At 58.7% G+C, this 15,834-nt stretch carries 14 protein-coding genes; 5 read left to right on the forward strand and 9 right to left on the reverse strand.

The window, feature by feature from the left end:
- Nucleotides 1-29: 29 nt before the first annotated feature.
- The 4 genes from BFR47_RS09270 (at nt 30) to BFR47_RS09285 (ending at nt 4,812) form a co-directional block, all read left to right on the forward strand.
- On the forward strand, nt 30-920 hold the full coding sequence (locus BFR47_RS09270) for a beta-keto acid cleavage family enzyme (protein ID WP_071472802.1): 891 nt from the start codon (nt 30-32) through the stop codon (nt 918-920).
- Nucleotides 921-967: 47 nt separating this feature from the next.
- Entirely contained in the window at nt 968-1,936 is a 969-nt protein-coding gene (locus tag BFR47_RS09275) for a 3-hydroxyacyl-CoA dehydrogenase NAD-binding domain-containing protein (RefSeq protein WP_071472803.1), read from the forward strand.
- A gap of 118 nt (nt 1,937-2,054) precedes the next feature.
- Complete coding sequence (locus BFR47_RS09280; RefSeq protein ID WP_071472804.1) at nt 2,055-3,731, forward strand: BCCT family transporter; 1,677 nt, start codon at nt 2,055-2,057, stop codon at nt 3,729-3,731.
- A gap of 61 nt (nt 3,732-3,792) precedes the next feature.
- Nucleotides 3,793-4,812 (forward strand): GlxA family transcriptional regulator, encoded by a 1,020-nt coding sequence (locus tag BFR47_RS09285; RefSeq protein WP_083399072.1) that lies wholly within the window; start codon nt 3,793-3,795, stop codon nt 4,810-4,812.
- Between the two features lie 25 nt (nt 4,813-4,837).
- On the opposite strand, the gene BFR47_RS09290 is transcribed toward BFR47_RS09285, so the two are convergent.
- The 8 genes from BFR47_RS09290 to BFR47_RS09320 form a co-directional block, all read right to left on the reverse strand.
- On the reverse strand, nt 4,838-6,016 hold the full coding sequence (locus BFR47_RS09290) for a gamma-butyrobetaine dioxygenase (protein ID WP_071472805.1): 1,179 nt from the start codon (nt 6,014-6,016) through the stop codon (nt 4,838-4,840).
- A gap of 197 nt (nt 6,017-6,213) precedes the next feature.
- Complete coding sequence (locus BFR47_RS09295; RefSeq protein ID WP_071472806.1) at nt 6,214-7,638, reverse strand: NAD-dependent succinate-semialdehyde dehydrogenase; 1,425 nt, start codon at nt 7,636-7,638, stop codon at nt 6,214-6,216.
- Between the two features lie 98 nt (nt 7,639-7,736).
- Nucleotides 7,737-8,216, reverse strand: a complete 480-nt coding sequence (locus BFR47_RS18175) for a zinc-binding dehydrogenase (protein ID WP_217645501.1) — start codon at nt 8,214-8,216, stop codon at nt 7,737-7,739.
- Nucleotides 8,213-8,818, reverse strand: a complete 606-nt coding sequence (locus tag BFR47_RS18180) for an alcohol dehydrogenase catalytic domain-containing protein (RefSeq protein WP_217645502.1) — start codon at nt 8,816-8,818, stop codon at nt 8,213-8,215. Before BFR47_RS18180 ends, BFR47_RS18175 begins: the two co-directional genes overlap by 4 nt.
- An 85-nt stretch (nt 8,819-8,903) precedes the next feature.
- The gene (locus BFR47_RS09305) at nt 8,904-10,244 is read right to left on the reverse strand and encodes a class-II fumarase/aspartase family protein (protein ID WP_071472807.1); all 1,341 of its coding nucleotides are present in this window, start codon (nt 10,242-10,244) and stop codon (nt 8,904-8,906) included.
- A gap of 336 nt (nt 10,245-10,580) precedes the next feature.
- Nucleotides 10,581-11,858, reverse strand: coding sequence for a TRAP transporter large permease (locus BFR47_RS09310; protein WP_071472808.1), 1,278 nt, complete (start codon nt 11,856-11,858; stop codon nt 10,581-10,583).
- Between the two features lie 10 nt (nt 11,859-11,868).
- Complete coding sequence (locus BFR47_RS09315) at nt 11,869-12,399, reverse strand: TRAP transporter small permease (RefSeq protein ID WP_071472809.1); 531 nt, start codon at nt 12,397-12,399, stop codon at nt 11,869-11,871.
- Between the two features lie 147 nt (nt 12,400-12,546).
- Complete coding sequence (locus BFR47_RS09320) at nt 12,547-13,545, reverse strand: TRAP transporter substrate-binding protein (protein WP_071472810.1); 999 nt, start codon at nt 13,543-13,545, stop codon at nt 12,547-12,549.
- A 385-nt stretch (nt 13,546-13,930) separates the two neighbouring features.
- Here BFR47_RS09320 and BFR47_RS09325 point away from each other — a divergent pair, with 385 nt between their 5' ends.
- Nucleotides 13,931-14,659 carry a GntR family transcriptional regulator gene (locus tag BFR47_RS09325; protein WP_071472811.1) on the forward strand — a complete coding sequence of 243 codons (729 nt, stop codon included), beginning with the start codon at nt 13,931-13,933 and terminating at the stop codon, nt 14,657-14,659.
- 236 nt (nt 14,660-14,895) lie between these two features.
- Here BFR47_RS09325 and BFR47_RS09330 read toward each other — a convergent pair whose 3' ends face one another.
- On the reverse strand, nt 14,896-15,777 hold the full coding sequence (locus BFR47_RS09330) for a LysR family transcriptional regulator (RefSeq protein WP_071472812.1): 882 nt from the start codon (nt 15,775-15,777) through the stop codon (nt 14,896-14,898).
- Nucleotides 15,778-15,834: the final 57 nt, after the last annotated feature.

Raw genomic sequence — 15,834 nt, forward strand, 5'->3', positions numbered from 1 at the left:
ACGAAATCCTAACAGGAGCGAGCAACAGCATGAATCAGGACGTCATCATCACTTGCGCCATTACCGGCGCCGCCGATACCGCCAACCGCAGCCCTTACGTGCCGGTTACCCCGAAAGAGATTGCCGATGCCGCCATCGAGGCCTGGAATGCCGGCGCCGCCATCGCGCATATGCACGTACGGGATCCCGAAACCAAGCAGTGCTCCCGGCGCCTGGATCTGTATGCCGAAGTCTGCGAGCGCCTGCGTGCCGCCGACTGCGATGTCATCATCAACCTGACCGCCGGCATGGGTGGCGACCTCTACATCGGCCCCGAAGAAGACCCCACCGCCTTCTGCCCCGAAACCGACCTGGTCGGTGGCCTCGAACGCCTGGTGCATATCGAAGAGCTCAAGCCCGAGATCTGCACCCTGGACTGCGGTTCGGTCAATTTCGGTGACAGCAACCTGGTATACATCTCGACGCCGGACATGCTGCGCAAGGCGGCGGCCCGCATCAAGCAACTGGACGTCACCGTCGAACTGGAAATCTTCGATACCGGAAACCTCTGGTTTGCGCTGCAGATGATGAAGGAAGGCCTGCTGGACGACAACGCCATGTTCCAGCTTTGTCAGGGCATTCCCTGGGGCACGCCGCCCGAGCTGAGTCTGCTTAAGGGCATGGTCGACATGCTGCCGGCCAACACCAACTGGACCGCCTTTGCGCTGGGCCGCAACCAGCTGCCCTGGGCGGCGCAGTCCGCCCTGCTCGGCGGCCATATCCGCGTCGGCCTGGAAGACAACCTGTATCTGGGCAAGGGTCAGTTCGCCACCAATGGCCAGTTGGTGGAGCGCGCCGTCAATATCGTCGAGAACATGGGCTCGCGTATTCTCAGCCCCAGCGAGGCCCGCCAGAAACTGCGCCTGCGCGGCACCCAGTAACGCCTGTTGCAACGACACAGCACCCAACCTTATTCGGAGCAAATATCATGAATCGTCCCTTACCAACCGAAGTCACCAAGGCCGGCGTACTCGGCACCGGCGTTATCGGCGGCGCCTGGGCGCTGCATTTCCTGAGAATGGGCATGGACGTGGTTGCCTACGATCCGGGCCCCAATGCCCGTGAAAGGCTGCTGGCGATGGTGGACCATATCTGGCCGACCATGGAAAAGCTGGGCCTGCGCGAGGGTGCGAGCCCCAGCCGGCTGCGCTTTGCCGACAGCCTGGAAGAGCTGGTCAACAGCGTCGAGGTGATTCAGGAAAGCACGCCGGAAAACCTCAATGCCAAGCGCGGCCTGTTCGCGGAACTCGACCGGCTCGCCCCGCCCGAAGTGGTGATTATTTCCAGCACCTCGGGGTTTGCCATGACCGACATGGCCGTCGAAGTGCAGCAGCAGGCCGATCGCTTTGTGGTTGGCCATCCGTTCAACCCGCCCTATCTGGTGCCCTTCTGCGAAGTCTGTGGCGGCGAGCGCACCAGCCAGGAAGTGGTTGACTGGACCGCGGCCTTCTACGAGGCGATCGAGAAACAGGTCGCCAAGATGGACAAGGAGCTGCCGGGCTTTATCGGCAACCGTCTGCAGGAAGCCCTGTGGCGCGAGGCGCTGCACATGGTGGCCAACAACGAGTGCTCGGTCGAGGACATCGACAAGGCCATCGCCTACGGGCCGGGTCTGCGCTGGGCCATCATGGGCCACTGCCTGACCTATCACCTGGGCGGCGGTCAGGGTGGCATGGCGCACCTGCTGGATCACTTCGAGGAATCCCTGAAGGAGCCTTGGACCCGGCTGGATGCCCCCGAGCTGACCCAGCAGCTCAAGGATGATATGGTCGCCGGCTGCCTGAGCCAGGCCAATGGCGCCTCGATCAACGAACTGATCCAGGAGCGGGACGACTGCCTGATCCGCATCATGCAGACGCTCAAGGAATACCGCGACGAACACGGTATCCGCCGCTAAAACACTCGCAATGGGGCCGGACACAGGCCCCATTGTTACCTATCCCCAACCTTAAGGAGGCTGTTGATCCATCAAGCAATACAAGGACCCGTATTATGGCTTATCGGAGACAAACAGAATGTCTATAGAACAACAAATTTCAGACAGTGGCAGTCAGGTTTTCAAGTCTGACACCCTGGCCCGCGAGGGTATTTTCAAGGGCATGCACAAGGGCATGACGGTGGCCTCGGCCGCACTGGTGCTCGCCTTCGTGCTCTTCACCGGCTTCAATACCGAACTGGCCAGCAGCATCTTCGGTACGGCCCGCAGCTGGATCGAAACCACGTTCGGCTGGTACTACCTGGTGACGGTGGTGTTCCTGATCCTCACCTGCTGCTACATCGTGTTCAGCCGCCATGGCAGCATCCGCCTGGGCGATGACGACGCCCGACCCGAGTTCAGCAACTTTGCCTGGTTCTCGATGCTGTTTTCCGCCGGCATCGGCATCGGCATCCTGTTTTTCGGCGTTGCCGAGCCCATCTTCTACCTCGACAACAGCGGCGCCTTTGGCTATCCCAACAACCCCTACGCCGATATGGCCGGCGCCACCGCCATCGGCCACGACCGCGCCGTCGATGCCATGCGCGTCACCTTTTTTCACTGGGGTTTCCATGGCTGGGCGGTCTACGTCATCGTCGGCCTGTCGCTGGCCTATTTCGCCTACCGCATGAAACTGCCGCTGGCATTGCGCTCGGCCCTGTATCCCTTTATCGGTGATCGCATCTATGGTCCCATCGGGCATGTGGTGGACATGCTCGGCGTGCTGGGCTGCGTGTTCGGCGTCGCCACCTCGCTGGGCCTCGGCGTCAGCCAGATGTCGGTGGGCCTCGAACGGCTGATTGGTGTCGACCCCGGGATCAATACCCAGCTGATACTGATCGCGGGGATTTCGGTGATTTCCATCCTGTCGGCGGTGTCGGGCGTTCAGCGCGGCATCAAGGTCATCTCCGAGTGGAACATCATTATCTCGGTGATGGTCATCGGCTTCTTCCTGTTCGGGGGCCCGACCACCTGGCTGCTGAGCCTGTTCGCCGAGTCTCTGGGCGACTATCTGGTCAACTTCGTGCAGATGGGACTCTGGTTCCCCGAAGAGGAAGGACCCGCCAGCTGGCAGAATGGCTGGACCGTATTCTACTGGGGCTGGTGGCTGGCCTGGGCACCCTTTGTCGGCCTGTTCATCGCCCGTATTTCAAAGGGCCGTACCCTGCGTGAATTCGTGCTCGGCGTGCTGCTGGTCCCGACCCTGGTGATTTTTGTCTGGCTGGGTATCTTCGGTGGCACCGCGCTCTGGCAGGAACTGCACGCCGCCGGTGGTCCCGGCAGTGCCGGTCTGATCGATCTGGTCAAGGACTGGAACCTGCCCGCCGCGCTGTTCGCCAGCTCCGACGGCATCGCCGGTACCGGCCCCCTGGGCTGGATTCTCTCGGCGCTGATGGTGTTCCTGCTGATGAGCTGGTTTGTCACCTCATCGGACTCCAGCACCCTGGTGCTGACCACCATACTGTCACTGGGCAATGACGAGCCGCCGCAGCTGTTCCGGGTGTTCTGGGGCCTGGTGATCGGCCTGGTAGCTGCCGTGCTGCTGCTGGCCGGGGGCCTCAGCGCCCTGCAAACGGCGCTGATGGCCGCGGCCCTGCCTCTGAGTCTGGTCATCCTGGCCATGACCTTCGGGGTCCTGAAATCCCTGTGGCAGGAGTCGGGTCAGATTGCCGCGCCGAATCCCGCGGCCAGCGTCTCGGCCCCCCAGAAAGACTGACGTCGCCCGGGCCTGCGCTGCACTTAACTTTACGCAGCGCAGGCCCGTATCAGGAATTCATATGCCAGCATCCATACCCACCGGGACGGCGGCGCTCAGCCCCGTCCCGTCCGTTCTCCATCCCGATGACGACGGTGTGATCACCGTCTCTTTCCTGTTGTTGCCTGAATACGCCATGGTGTCGCTGCTGTCGGCCATAGAGCCGCTACGCATCGCCAACCGCCTGGCCGGCCGGGAGCTGTATCGCTGGCAGTGTCTGAGCGAGAACGGCCAAGCGGTGATGGCCAGCAACCAGATGGCGTTGCAACAGCACCTGGACATGCATGCCGTCGACCCGCCGCGTAACCTGTTCGTCAACGCCAGCTTTCACCCCGAACGCCATCGGAGTCGCGAGCTCATCGACTGGCTGCGGCGGCTGAACCGGCGTGACAGCCTGCTGGGTGCGCTGGACACCGGCTGTTTCCTGCTGGCCAGGGCCGGCCTGCTGAAAGGGCATCGCGTGACCCTGCACTGGGAAGCGGTACCGGCGTTTCAGGAAACCTACCCCGATATCCTGATCAGCCCCGAGCTGTTCGAAATCGGCCGCAACCGTATCACCTGTGCCGGCGGCACTGCCGCCACCGACATGATGCTGCACCTGATCCAGCAGCAATCGGGTACCGCGCTGGCGCTGCAGATTTGCGATCAGTGCATCAAGAACGGCATACGCCCGCCCTCGGACCGGCAGCGTATCGGCCTGCCGCGACAGCTCAATATCCATCATCCCCGCCTGATCCGGGTGCTGGCGCTGATGGAACAGCACCTCGAAACCCCGCTGACCCCGGCAGAACTGGCCAGCAGCGCCTTTATCTCGCTGCGTCAGCTGGAACGCCTGTGTCAGCGCTTCCTCGAGGCATCGCCTTCGGCCTACTACCTGAAACTGCGCCTGGAACGGGCCCGGCAGTTGCTGCAGGAGACGGATTTGAGTGTCGCCGAGGTCGCCGGTGCCTGCGGTTTTGTCTCGGCATCCGGTTTTTGTCGCAGCTACCGGCGTCATTTCGACATGACGCCCGGTGAGCAGCGGCGCCGTGGCGCCGCCTGATCCCCAAATCGGCAGGGGGGGGAGATTACAGGGTGCGTTCCAGCACCCGGATACGGGACAGCAACTCGTCGCGATCCACATAGCAGCCCTGCAGGTGACGATGGCCCTGTTGCAGATCAAAGGCTTGGCGGGCATGCAGCACGCGGCGGTTGTCGAACACCAGCAGATCACCGGGCACCAGACGATATTCAAACTGGAACCGGGGCTCCCGGGTCAGGCTGATAAAGGTACGGTAGGCGCGATAGTGCCGCACGACCTGATCGGCCGGCACATCCAGCGGGCCGCGGAGGAAGTTGGCAAAACGCACCTCGATAACCGTGCCCTGGCCGTCGAGCACCAGAGCCGGCCCGCGGAACCGGTAATCGCTGTGGCGGTCCTTGTTGTAAAAGTCCATCGGCAGGCTGCTGAGGGCCTCGAAGTCATCGGGATACTGTTCGCGCATGTGTTGGGCAATGCGAAAGCCGTCCACCAGAATCGACTCGCCGCCGGTGGCGTCATTGTTCAGACAATGCAGAAACTGTAATCCCGGCTGCAACTCCCGCGTGGGCAGATCGGTGTGCAGCGGCAGACGCAGGTTGGTGTAGGCGGCGCTATTGGCGTCGGGCTTGGCGCGCACATCGAACAGGGTGCCGAAATTGGTTTCCCGGATAAAGGAAATACGGGCGGCCACCTGCTGTAGGGTACCGGGCGTGGTATCCGTGTTCTGCAGCAGGGAAATGCCTGTATCACGCAACTGGCGCAGCCAGCTCAACAGCACGGTATCGTCCTGCATCATGGCGGTGTAATCATAGGTAGGCAGGCTGGTTTCGATCGTGGCCTTATCCCAGATTTCGGGTTGCCACTGCCGTGCCGCCCGGGCCTGTTCGCTGTAGCAGTGGCTTCGCAACCAGCCGGGGTGGAAGCGACTGACGTGACCATCGTGATCCCACTGGATATGAAGATAGCCTCCGTCCAGTTGCGCCTCCAGCGGCCGGATGGACAGCGGCACATCGCAGATTTCGAACATCTGCTCCCGGGTCAGGGTCGATACGCAGCCGGGGCAGGGGCAATTGTCCCGCAGCCACAGATAATGAAATTCGCTCTCGTGACCGTCGTCCCAGGTCAGGCGCAGAGAGTCCGGCCCGGTCTCGATACTGAGCGGCTGGTGGTTCACCGGATAGTGGCCGTAGCCGGCGATGTCGAAAGTGGCGCTATTGTCCGTCATGTTGGGTTCTCCTACCTCGTTACCGCTGTTCACGCGATAGCATTGGCAACGATAGTAAGGGGAAATCCCACTCCGCCGGTGTTCCCGAATCGCCATGCTATAGGCGTGGCGCGACAATCGAATGGTTAACACATCAATGAAAAAGGGGGAGCCTGATGACAGGACTCCCCCCAACTCATGCTGTTATCTCATGCGCATCAGCGCAGGCTAACGTACTGGCTCTTCATGTAGGATTCCAGGGCTTCAATGCCGCCCTCAACGCCATAGCCACTGTCACCCCAGCCGCCCAGCGGCACTTCGGCAATGTGCGCGGGCACGTCATTCACGCCAATGGTGCCGGCGTACAGTCTTTCACTCACACGGCGGCGGCGGGCCACGTCGTTGGTGAAGAAGTAGGCGGCCAGGCCGTAGTCCACGCTGTTGGCAATGTTCACCACTTCTTCTTCGCTGGAGAATGGCAGAATGGGCACGAGGGGGCCGAAGATTTCGGTGTTCATCAGATCGGCGTCCAGGCTGACGTTGGTCAGCACCGTCGGCGCAAAGAAAAAGCCCTTGTCACCGATGCGCTTGCCGCCCACTTCCAGCCTGGCGCCTTTGGCGACCGCGTCTTCCACCAGGTGCTCCATGGCCTGTAGCCGGCGTTCGTTGGCCAGCGGTCCCATCTGGGTGGCGCTGTCGGCGCCGTTGCCCACGGTCAGTGCTTTGGCGTGCTCGCAGAAGATGGCGACAAACTTCTCGTACTGTGATTCATGCACAAAGAAGCGAGTGGGGGACACACACACCTGGCCGGCATTGAAGAACTTTTTGGCGACCAGTGATTTGGCCAGCGATTCCACGTCGGCGTCATCGAAGATGATCACCGGAGAGTGGCCGCCCAGCTCCATGGTCACCGGCTTCATCACTTCTCCGGCCTTGGCGGCCAGCAGCTTGCCCACTGGCGAGGAGCCGGTAAAGGTGATCTTGCGAATGGCCGGGTGGGCGATAAGCGTGCTGGAAATCTCGGCAGGCTTGCCCAGCACCATGTTCAGGGCGTTGCCGGGCACGCCGGCATCCAGCAGGGCCCTGACCAGCTCCACCGCCGAGCCCGGGGTTTCTTCCGCCGGCTTCACTACACAGGAGCAGCCCGCACCCAGCAGGCCGGCCAGTTTCTTGGCGGTGAGCACCACCGGAAAGTTCCAGGGAGCAAAGGCGGCGACCACGCCCACGGGCACCTTGCGAATTTCAATGGTATTGCCCTGATCACGGCCATGGATCAGGCGGCCGGCCACACGGCGGGCTTCCTCGCCACCCCACTCAATAAAGTCGGCGGCGCGCTCAATTTCGCCCAGCGACTCCGCCAGCGGTTTGCCCTGCTCTTCGGTCAGGATCTCGGCAATCTGCTGTTTGCGCTCGCGCAGCAGGCCGGCGGCACGCACCAGAATGGCACCTTTCTCCCACTGGGGTACGGCCTTCCACTCTTCAAGCCCCTGTTTGGCCGATGCCACGGCGCGCTCGATATCGGCCGAGGTGGCGTGGCAGAAATGCGCGATCACCTCTTCGGTGGCCGGGTTGATCACCGCTTCGGTAACGCCGTCGGCGCCATCGGTCCAGCGGCCTTCAATATGCAGTTGATACGTTTTCATATGAGATCCTTTACATGTAACCGGTAAAAACAATAGATAGTCTGCTTCTTTGACCCGCGGCCGGGACGGTTATCACCATGTTGGCCCGGCCCTTCGGGTTATTCCATCACAATGGAGGCCCGGGTCACCTTGCGTTCCATCGAGTCGCTCAATGCCTTTTCAACGCAATCGAGCGAATACTCGGCATCCATCATCTTGTGGAAGGGCAGCGTGTCGATGTTGTCGCTCAGGAACTGCAGCGACTTGTTCAGGTAACGGGGGTGGTAGCGCATGATCGGCAGAATCGAAATCTGATTCCGGGTGATATAGCCGGGATCAATGGCCACGGTTTTACCCGGGGTGACGTTACCCATGGTGACCAGCTTGCCCCCGCTGCATACCAGCTCGATGCCTTCGGCAAAGGCAACCGTCACGCCGGCCACTTCCAGGCAGACATCCGCGCCCCGGCCCTTGGTCAGAGCTTTTACCGCCTGCACGCGCTCTTCCTTGGTGGCCAGCTCTTTCATGTTCAGCACATGATCCGCACCAAATTCCTGAGCCAGCGCCAGGCGAGACGGATCGGCATCAATCACAATCACGGTGACGCCCTTGCTCTTGGCGATGGCGGTGGCATAGATGCCCAGGCCACCGGCGCCTGAATAACCAGGGTGTCCTGAATGGTGACGCCGGCCTGCTCGATGGCGTAATAGACCTGTGACAGGGCGCAGTTGGCACCTGCGGCCAGTTTATCCGGCACATTGTCGGGCACCTTGTAGAAGAACTGGCCCGGGTGAATGTAGTAATGGGTCGAGAAGGTGGTATGAAAGTGAGGCGCTTCTTCAGGCTGCTTGGCCCAGAAACTGAACACATTCTCGCACAAGTTGAGCTTGCCTGCCTGGCAGGAAGGGCAGCGCTGACAGGTGATAAAGTAGGCGGCCGCGATACGGTCTCCCACCTTGATGGCCTGGCCGGCATTATCGGTGGTGACGCCCTCGCCCAGCTGGTGCACCAGGCCGACCGTCTCATGGCCCAGGCCGCCGCTCTTCTTGGGGTGATGGCCAGACCAGATATGCAACTCGGAACCACACACGTTACTGCACAGCACCTTGACGACAACCGAGCCGGGACCAGGAGAGGGAACCTCGTACTCCTGATACTCGAGGCTGCCGGGCTTGTTCATTACTGCGATTTTACCTTTCATGTCAGTACCACCATAAATCAGTTCATGTTTCATTCTGAAAACCGACGGCCATACATCCTGTGGTCATCGGTGCATACGGTTGCGGTCAGCCTGCCAGCACCCGGTCGACGATATGCTGGGACAGCCCCAGATAGGAGGACGGCGACACGATTTTCTTCAGCGCTTCGGCATCAATGTACCGGGTGACCTCACTTTGTTCCAACAGCGCCTCGTACAGCGACGATCCGCTGGCCTGAGCTTCGCGGCAGGCGTCATAAACGATATCGTGGGCGGTCTGCCTGCCAACATGGGGCGCCAGCGCCATCATGGCCGACTCGGCGACGATCAGCCCCTTGCTGATGTCGAGGTTGCGGGCCATTTTGTCGGGAAACACTTCCAGTCCTTCCAGCAGGAAGACGGCCTGTGACAGGGCACAGTGCGCCAGCACAAAGACCTGAGGCAGGGCAATCCATTCCGCATGCCAGGGACCGGTGGCCCGTTCGAAATCGGCTTCCTGGGCGTCCATCAGCAGCGCGGCGGCCTTGGCGACCCCCAGGTTGCAGCCGCGAATGACTTCACAGGAAATGGGGTTGCGTTTCTGCGGCATGGTGGATGATGCGCCCCGATCCTTGACGAAGGGCTCGGCGGTCTCGGAGATTTCGTCCATGCACATGATCATGATGTCGAACGCAATCTTGCTCAGCGAGCCGGTCATCAGAGCCAGATTGCAGCCGGCCTCGGCGAATCCGTCCCGGGTGGCGTGCCAGGGGGCGATGGGCGTGAACAGGTCAAGCTCCTTGGCCAGGGTATCGGTCAGCAGTTCGGCCCGCTCACCAATGGAGGCCAGGGTGCCGGCGGCGCCCCACAGCTGGGCATTCAGTACCCGGGGACGCATTTGTTCAAGGCGCTGCTGGGCACGGCGTACGCTGTCCAGCCAGATTGCCGCCTTGTAGCCGAAGGTCACCGGCAGCGCATGCTGCAGGTGGGTGCGCCCGGCCATCACAGTATCACGGTGTTCCCGTGCCAGTACCATCAGCGCCTTCTCTACCCGCTTGAGATCCTTGTCGATCAGCGCCAGGCCATCACGGATCTGCAGTACCGAGGCGGTATCCATAATATCCTGGGTAGTTGCTCCCCAGTGCACAAAGCCACCGGCTTCCTTGCCCGCGGCCGCCGCCAGCTGACGCACCAGGCCGAGAATGGGGTATCCAACGGTGCCGGTATCATGAGCCAGGCGATCCATATCAATCTGTACGCTGCCGGCGGCCTGGTCGATCTGCCGGGCGGCCTCGGTCGGAATCATCTCCAGCTTGGCCTGGGCGCGGGCCAGCGCGGCCTCGGTGTCCAGAAAGGCCTTTACACGCGCATCGTCATTAAAGACAGCCTGCATTTCCTGCGAATGGAACAGGGGAGCAAATATTTTCGAATCAAGAATGGAAGAGGTCATTAGGGGTACCCTCGGTTTGCGATAACGGTTGATATAGTTGTCCGTACAAATATTGAGTTCACACTATCACCGCGGAAATTATTTGTCCATACATATTATTTAATATTTATGTAACATCATTTCGGGTACATATGGTGCTTTTTGGAATGATTGTGCAGTAGAGACAGGGGGGTGCCGAGGGGGGCGCCGTGCCGCTGCCGCCATCACGGGGTTGTGTTGCAACCGCCACTCACTGGCTTGAGTGAGCGGCGGTGTGACGCAGGTGGAAGCTTCACCGAAGAATGGACCCACGCTCGTTACGGTGGTTGAGTGTGGTTGGCGGTGGTTGCCTTTGCGTTAATAGGCGCCCGCCAGCCTGGGGACATAGAGCACGAGTTCCGGGAACAGCATGACAATGCCGATCACACCGAGCAACAACAGCAACCAGGGCAGGATGAGTGAAGCAAACGCGGGAACGGAAACCCGAGTGACCCGGCACAGGGTGAACATGACGATGCCAAGCGGCGGCGTGATGGTGCCAACCGACATGATCAGCGCGAGAATGACACCGAAGTGCACAGGGTCAATGCCAAAGGACACCAGCACCGGCATCACCACCGGAATGGTCATGGTCACGATGGCAATGGCCTCGATGAAGCAGCCCAGCACGATATACAGCAGGCCGAGCAGGAACAGCAGAGTCATGGGGTTCGAGGTCAGCTCGGTCAGCAGGCTGGCCGCGGCCTGCGGTGCCTGTTGGTAGGCCAGTGACCAGGAGAAGACCGCGGCCATGGCCATAATCAACAGAATGCCGGCCGACTCGACCACGGTCTCGACGACAAGCTGCCAGGCCTGGCGAAGCCCCAGGCCCTGCTTCGCGACCAGCGCCACAACAAGGGCATAGAAGGCTGCCACCGCGCCGGATTCCGTGGCCGTGAACACACCGGACAGGATGCCGAGCACAATGATAAAGGGCGTGATCAGGGCAGGAATCGCCAGCCATGCCGCCGTTCTGACGTTTGCCATGTTGAACGGTATTCTTTCAACGGCCTTCTCGCGCCGGGCGAGCACCGACACCATCGCCATCATGGCGACGGCCATCAGAATGCCCGGCACCACCCCGCCCAGAAACAGCGCCCCGATGGAGGTGCCCGAGGCGATGCCGTAGACGATCATGATGATGCTGGGAGGAATGATCGGGCCCACGGTTGCCGAGGCGGCGGTGACACCGACGGCAAACCGCCGGCTGTACCCGGCTTTTTCCATGGCCTTGACTTCCACCGCGCCCAGCCCGCCGGCATCGGCGACCGCCGAACCGGATACGCCCGCAAACAGGAAGGAAGCCATGACATTGGCGTGGCCCAGGCCACCGTACATCCAGCCGACGAGGGCCTTGCCCAGCTCCATGATGCGATCTGTCGCTCCGCTGGCGTTCATCAGCTTGCCGGTGAGAATAAAGAACGGCAGCGCCAGCAGGGTATAGGAGTCGACCCCCTTTGCCGCCATTTGCACAAAGCTGGCCAGGGGCACTTCCTCAACCACAAAGAAAACGATCGACACCACGGCCAGCGCGAAGGCGACGGGCACGTCCATCAGCATCAGGGTAATGACACCGACAATCATAAAGAAAAGCATGAAAAACTCCTTAGACTGACTGGCAACCCATGCCGTCCGGTTTCTGGTGACTGCCCGCCCGACGAACCTCACCGAGATGGTGTATTGCGTTGACCACGGAATACATCATGATCAACCCGCCCCCCACGACAGTGGGTAAAAAGAAGAAGCCGCGTGAAAATCCGAGACTGGTCGAGTGATCCGGCATTGCCAGCTCAACAATCACCGCGCCCTGCCAGCACAGGACGACGCCAACGGCAGCGACCAGCAGATTGATGAAGACGTTGAACAGGTGCTTGAAAGCATGTGGCAGCCGGTTGATCACCAGATCCACGGCGAGATGGTTCTGATCCCGGGTCGCAGCGGCGGCGGCGAGAAAGGTCATCCAGATAAGCAGCAGGCGGGCCACTTCCTCGGTCCAAGTGGCCGGGTTGTCCAGGGCATAGCGCCGGAATACCTGAACCCACGACAGCCCGAGAATAATGACGAACATGGCGCTGGCCAGGGCCTCGACCCCGTGGTGATAGATGATTCTGAATAGTTTGGTGGCTGAATGTCGCATCACATGACGCTCCCGAGAGGTGATTCAAATAACCGGGCGCCGTTGACGCAATCTGCCGACGCCCGTTTGTCAATAACGGATACCAATACCGTGACGAACCTGACTGCAGCGGCATAATCAGAACCCGTTATTGACCCGACGGCGAATTTACTGACTGGCGGCCTGTACCTGATCGAACAGCGCCTGGCCCCATACCTCCATCTTGGCGTTGTAAACGGGCTGCACCGACTGCTGGAATGCCGCGTAATCGGTGTCAACGAAGGTCACGCCCTTGCTCTGGATTTCTCCGCGCAGGGCGTCTTCTCCTTCCATCACCAGCCGAGTGTTGAGCTCACCGGCGTTTTTGGCCGCCTCGACGACAATGCCGGCCAGATCCTCGGGCAGCTTGTCCAGCCACCTGCCGTTAACGACCATCACGTTGGAGTACAGGTAGTGTCCGGTGAGGGCAACGTGGCTGCCCAGCTCGACGAAGCCGCCCTTGATCATCCAGTCGAAGGGAAGCTCGATCGCATCCACGACCCCGGTTTTCATGGCCGCATTCGCTTCAGGAAACGCCAGGGGCACCGGGTTGGCACCCATGCCTTGCCAAAGATCGTTGTACAAGGGCACTCCGGCCGGAACCCGAATCTTGATGCCGGCCAGATCGCCCGGCTTTACTGCCGCCCGCTTCATCAGGGCATGGCGCGTGCCCTGCTGCCAGTTTGAGGCGATAACGCTGATCCCGGTGCTGTTCCTGTATTCATCCCACAGCGCCTGACCGATGGCTCCGCTCAGCACTCGGCTCATGTGATCCCGGTCTTTCCACAGGTAATACATGTTGAGAATATCCAGTTTCTTGAGCTTTCCGCTCATCACCGGCGTGCCGATATTGGCCGCCTGAATGGTGCCGAGGGCCACCTGGTCCTGCAGTTCGATTTCCCCGCCCAACTGGCCGCCGGGAAACACCTTGACGCTGATTTTGCCATCAGAGTTTTTTTCCACTTCCTGGGCGAAGCTTTGTGCGGCCACCTCGACCGGATGCCCGACCGGTGCAATGAGACCGAGCTTCATGGAGTAGTCGGCGGCCATGGCCAAAGGCGTGATGGCAAACGATGCCAGCACCGCGACAATATTTCGTTTTACACGCTTTCCCATTTTCTTATTCATTTTTCACTCCCTCGTATTAAGCATGATATCGACCCACTTCCCGCTCGGCACCACAAGGCCCGATACGCCGAAAAGGGCGAAGCTGTTGAAAGCACGAACCGGCAGCTGGCAAATCAAAGGGTTGCTCCACATCACTGCACCTGCCCTTCTGACAAATGGATATTTGTCCGCACAAATTGACAGTGGTCAAGCTAACACCGGATACATTATTTGTCCACACATATTTAACAATCACCTTACCTTGCCAGAAGGCCTCCGATCGGGAAGTCACCGGCGCGGGCGACGTATCGGCGTGTTCCAAGGGGGGAGAGTTTGTAAGGACATATTTTTATACGCACCAATCTGAGGTAAAATCCCGGTTAAATTTTTTTTGAGATCGAACCCCATGAGCAAGGCTGCACCTCGCTATATAGAAATCGCGGAAAAACTGGAGGGCGATGTTCAAAAAGGCCTGTACCCGGTTGGTGATCTGCTGCCAACAGAGGCGCAGCTTTGCAAAACCTATGAGATCAGCCGGTTTACCGCACGCAACGCCCTGGCCGTACTCGAAGATAAAGGGCTGATTCAACGTACCCAGGGGCGGGGGAGTGTGGTGGTGTCGCTACAGACCTCGATGTTTAAGGACACCTGGTCTTCCATCGACGAACTGCTTGCCCACGCCGGAACCGTGCATACGGTGTTTGAGTCTGTGGACGAGGTGGTGGTTGACGACGCGATGGCGGCCAAGCTGGGCTTTGCCGTCGGTGAGGCGTTGATTGAAATTGACGGACTTCGCTATCAGAATGAAGGCGGTGAAGCTTTTCCCATCTGCACCATTAAAATATGGATTCCCTCCCAGTTCAAATCAGTGGTCGATAATCTTTCTCAGTTGAAAGGCTCGGTGGCTTATCTTCTGGAAAAGCAGTTTGGAAAGCAATCAACTCAGGTCGATCAGGCTATTTCTGCATGTATCATGGACCAAACCATAGCCAGCCGGCTGGAAGCCAAAGAAGGAGAGGCCGCGTTACACCTGGTGAGAAGATTTATCGACGAGAAAAATGCAATATTTGAGGTGAGTGAATCCGTGTTGCCAGCAAAACGGTTTACCTACAATATGCGTTTAAGGCGAAACTGAGTAAAGGCTGATACGTTTTTCGCCTTGGTATGCTTTCCATTCTTATTGATAACACCAAAACCGAGAAATGCTTGTTCCATCCCAGCATTTCCGGCCGTCCAAGACGGTCTGTGGTGGGGCGTCTCACCTATGATGGGGTTACGACGAGTCTGTGTATTGTTCCTGACCCTGCGGTACAATCAGGAACAGTTTTCATGATGTTTCAGCTAATTAATATTAAGGTAACCACTGGTTTTTCATTGCTCTTGTTTATAATTTGATGTTATCCATTCGATAAACGTCTTGTCCTTTTCAGATATGCAGTAATTATTGGGTTCCAGAAGGAAGAAATTTTCCCGACTCTTTACATCACCATACTCAAGCTTGATCAAACTACCATCTTTAATAAAGTTATCGACCAGTGAGTTGATCCCCAATGTAATATAATCTCCTTCAGCCGAAGCTTTGTAGGCTAACAGGTTGCTCTCAACATAAAGGCTGCTTGGTTTGATATCTGAACGAATTCCCTGCTCGAGAAACCATTCTGCCCAACCAGTCTTGTTACCCATCACCGAAATAAGAGGATAATCAAGAATGTCTTCGGGTTTGTTTATTTTTTCTTTAAGTGATGGAGAACAAACCGGAAACACACGGTCATTTGTCAATTGATGACATTTCAAATCACTCCAGGAGCCATCCCCATACCTAATTTCTATTTCGCTACCCACATCCCGGAAATCGGATAACCACAGCATGGTATATATCTCGACACTGACCCCCGGATGGCGTTTGTGAAAGTCGGATATATTTCTGGATAGCCAAACATCAACGAAAGAATAGTTTGATTTTATGGTGATGGTATTCTTGTGCTCAAACCCAAATAACTGTTCGGTTGCAAGAGATATTCTATCTAAAGAAATCTTTATGATGTTGAAATAGTGTTTTCCTACATCAGTGAGTACTATCCCCTTCTTTCCTCGTATGATAAGGCGACTGCCCAGATAATCTTCCAGCGACTTTAATTGCTGGCTGACAGCCGACTGGGATACATTGAGCCTTTCAGATGCTTCTGTTATTGATCCTGACTCGACAATAACCTTGAAAACAAACAGCCAATTATGCGGTGGTGGTCTTTTCATGTTATATCTCCAGTGGCAGCTGCTTGAGATAATCAGGGAGGCCGTATAACACTCTGA

It is taken from the genome of Oceanisphaera psychrotolerans, assembly GCF_001870485.1.
Lineage (GTDB): Bacteria > Pseudomonadota > Gammaproteobacteria > Enterobacterales > Aeromonadaceae > Oceanimonas > Oceanimonas psychrotolerans.

What these genes read in the sequence shown, in the direction of transcription:
- BFR47_RS09305 (WP_071472807.1), bottom strand. Translation starts at nt 10,244, where the DNA reads ATGACCTCTTCCATTCTTGATTCGAAAATATTTGCTCCCCTGTTCCAT.
- BFR47_RS09315 (WP_071472809.1), bottom strand. Translation starts at nt 12,399, where the DNA reads ATGCGACATTCAGCCACCAAACTATTCAGAATCATCTATCACCACGGG.
- BFR47_RS09275 (WP_071472803.1), top strand. Translation starts at nt 968, where the DNA reads ATGAATCGTCCCTTACCAACCGAAGTCACCAAGGCCGGCGTACTCGGC.
- BFR47_RS09290 (WP_071472805.1), bottom strand. Translation starts at nt 6,016, where the DNA reads ATGACGGACAATAGCGCCACTTTCGACATCGCCGGCTACGGCCACTAT.
- BFR47_RS18180 (WP_217645502.1), bottom strand. Translation starts at nt 8,818, where the DNA reads ATGAAAGGTAAAATCGCAGTAATGAACAAGCCCGGCAGCCTCGAGTAT.
- BFR47_RS09320 (WP_071472810.1), bottom strand. Translation starts at nt 13,545, where the DNA reads ATGAATAAGAAAATGGGAAAGCGTGTAAAACGAAATATTGTCGCGGTG.
- BFR47_RS09270 (WP_071472802.1), top strand. Translation starts at nt 30, where the DNA reads ATGAATCAGGACGTCATCATCACTTGCGCCATTACCGGCGCCGCCGAT.
- BFR47_RS09310 (WP_071472808.1), bottom strand. Translation starts at nt 11,858, where the DNA reads ATGCTTTTCTTTATGATTGTCGGTGTCATTACCCTGATGCTGATGGAC.
- BFR47_RS09295 (WP_071472806.1), bottom strand. Translation starts at nt 7,638, where the DNA reads ATGAAAACGTATCAACTGCATATTGAAGGCCGCTGGACCGATGGCGCC.
- BFR47_RS09325 (WP_071472811.1), top strand. Translation starts at nt 13,931, where the DNA reads ATGAGCAAGGCTGCACCTCGCTATATAGAAATCGCGGAAAAACTGGAG.
- BFR47_RS09280 (WP_071472804.1), top strand. Translation starts at nt 2,055, where the DNA reads ATGTCTATAGAACAACAAATTTCAGACAGTGGCAGTCAGGTTTTCAAG.
- BFR47_RS09285 (WP_083399072.1), top strand. Translation starts at nt 3,793, where the DNA reads ATGCCAGCATCCATACCCACCGGGACGGCGGCGCTCAGCCCCGTCCCG.
- BFR47_RS09330 (WP_071472812.1), bottom strand. Translation starts at nt 15,777, where the DNA reads ATGAAAAGACCACCACCGCATAATTGGCTGTTTGTTTTCAAGGTTATT.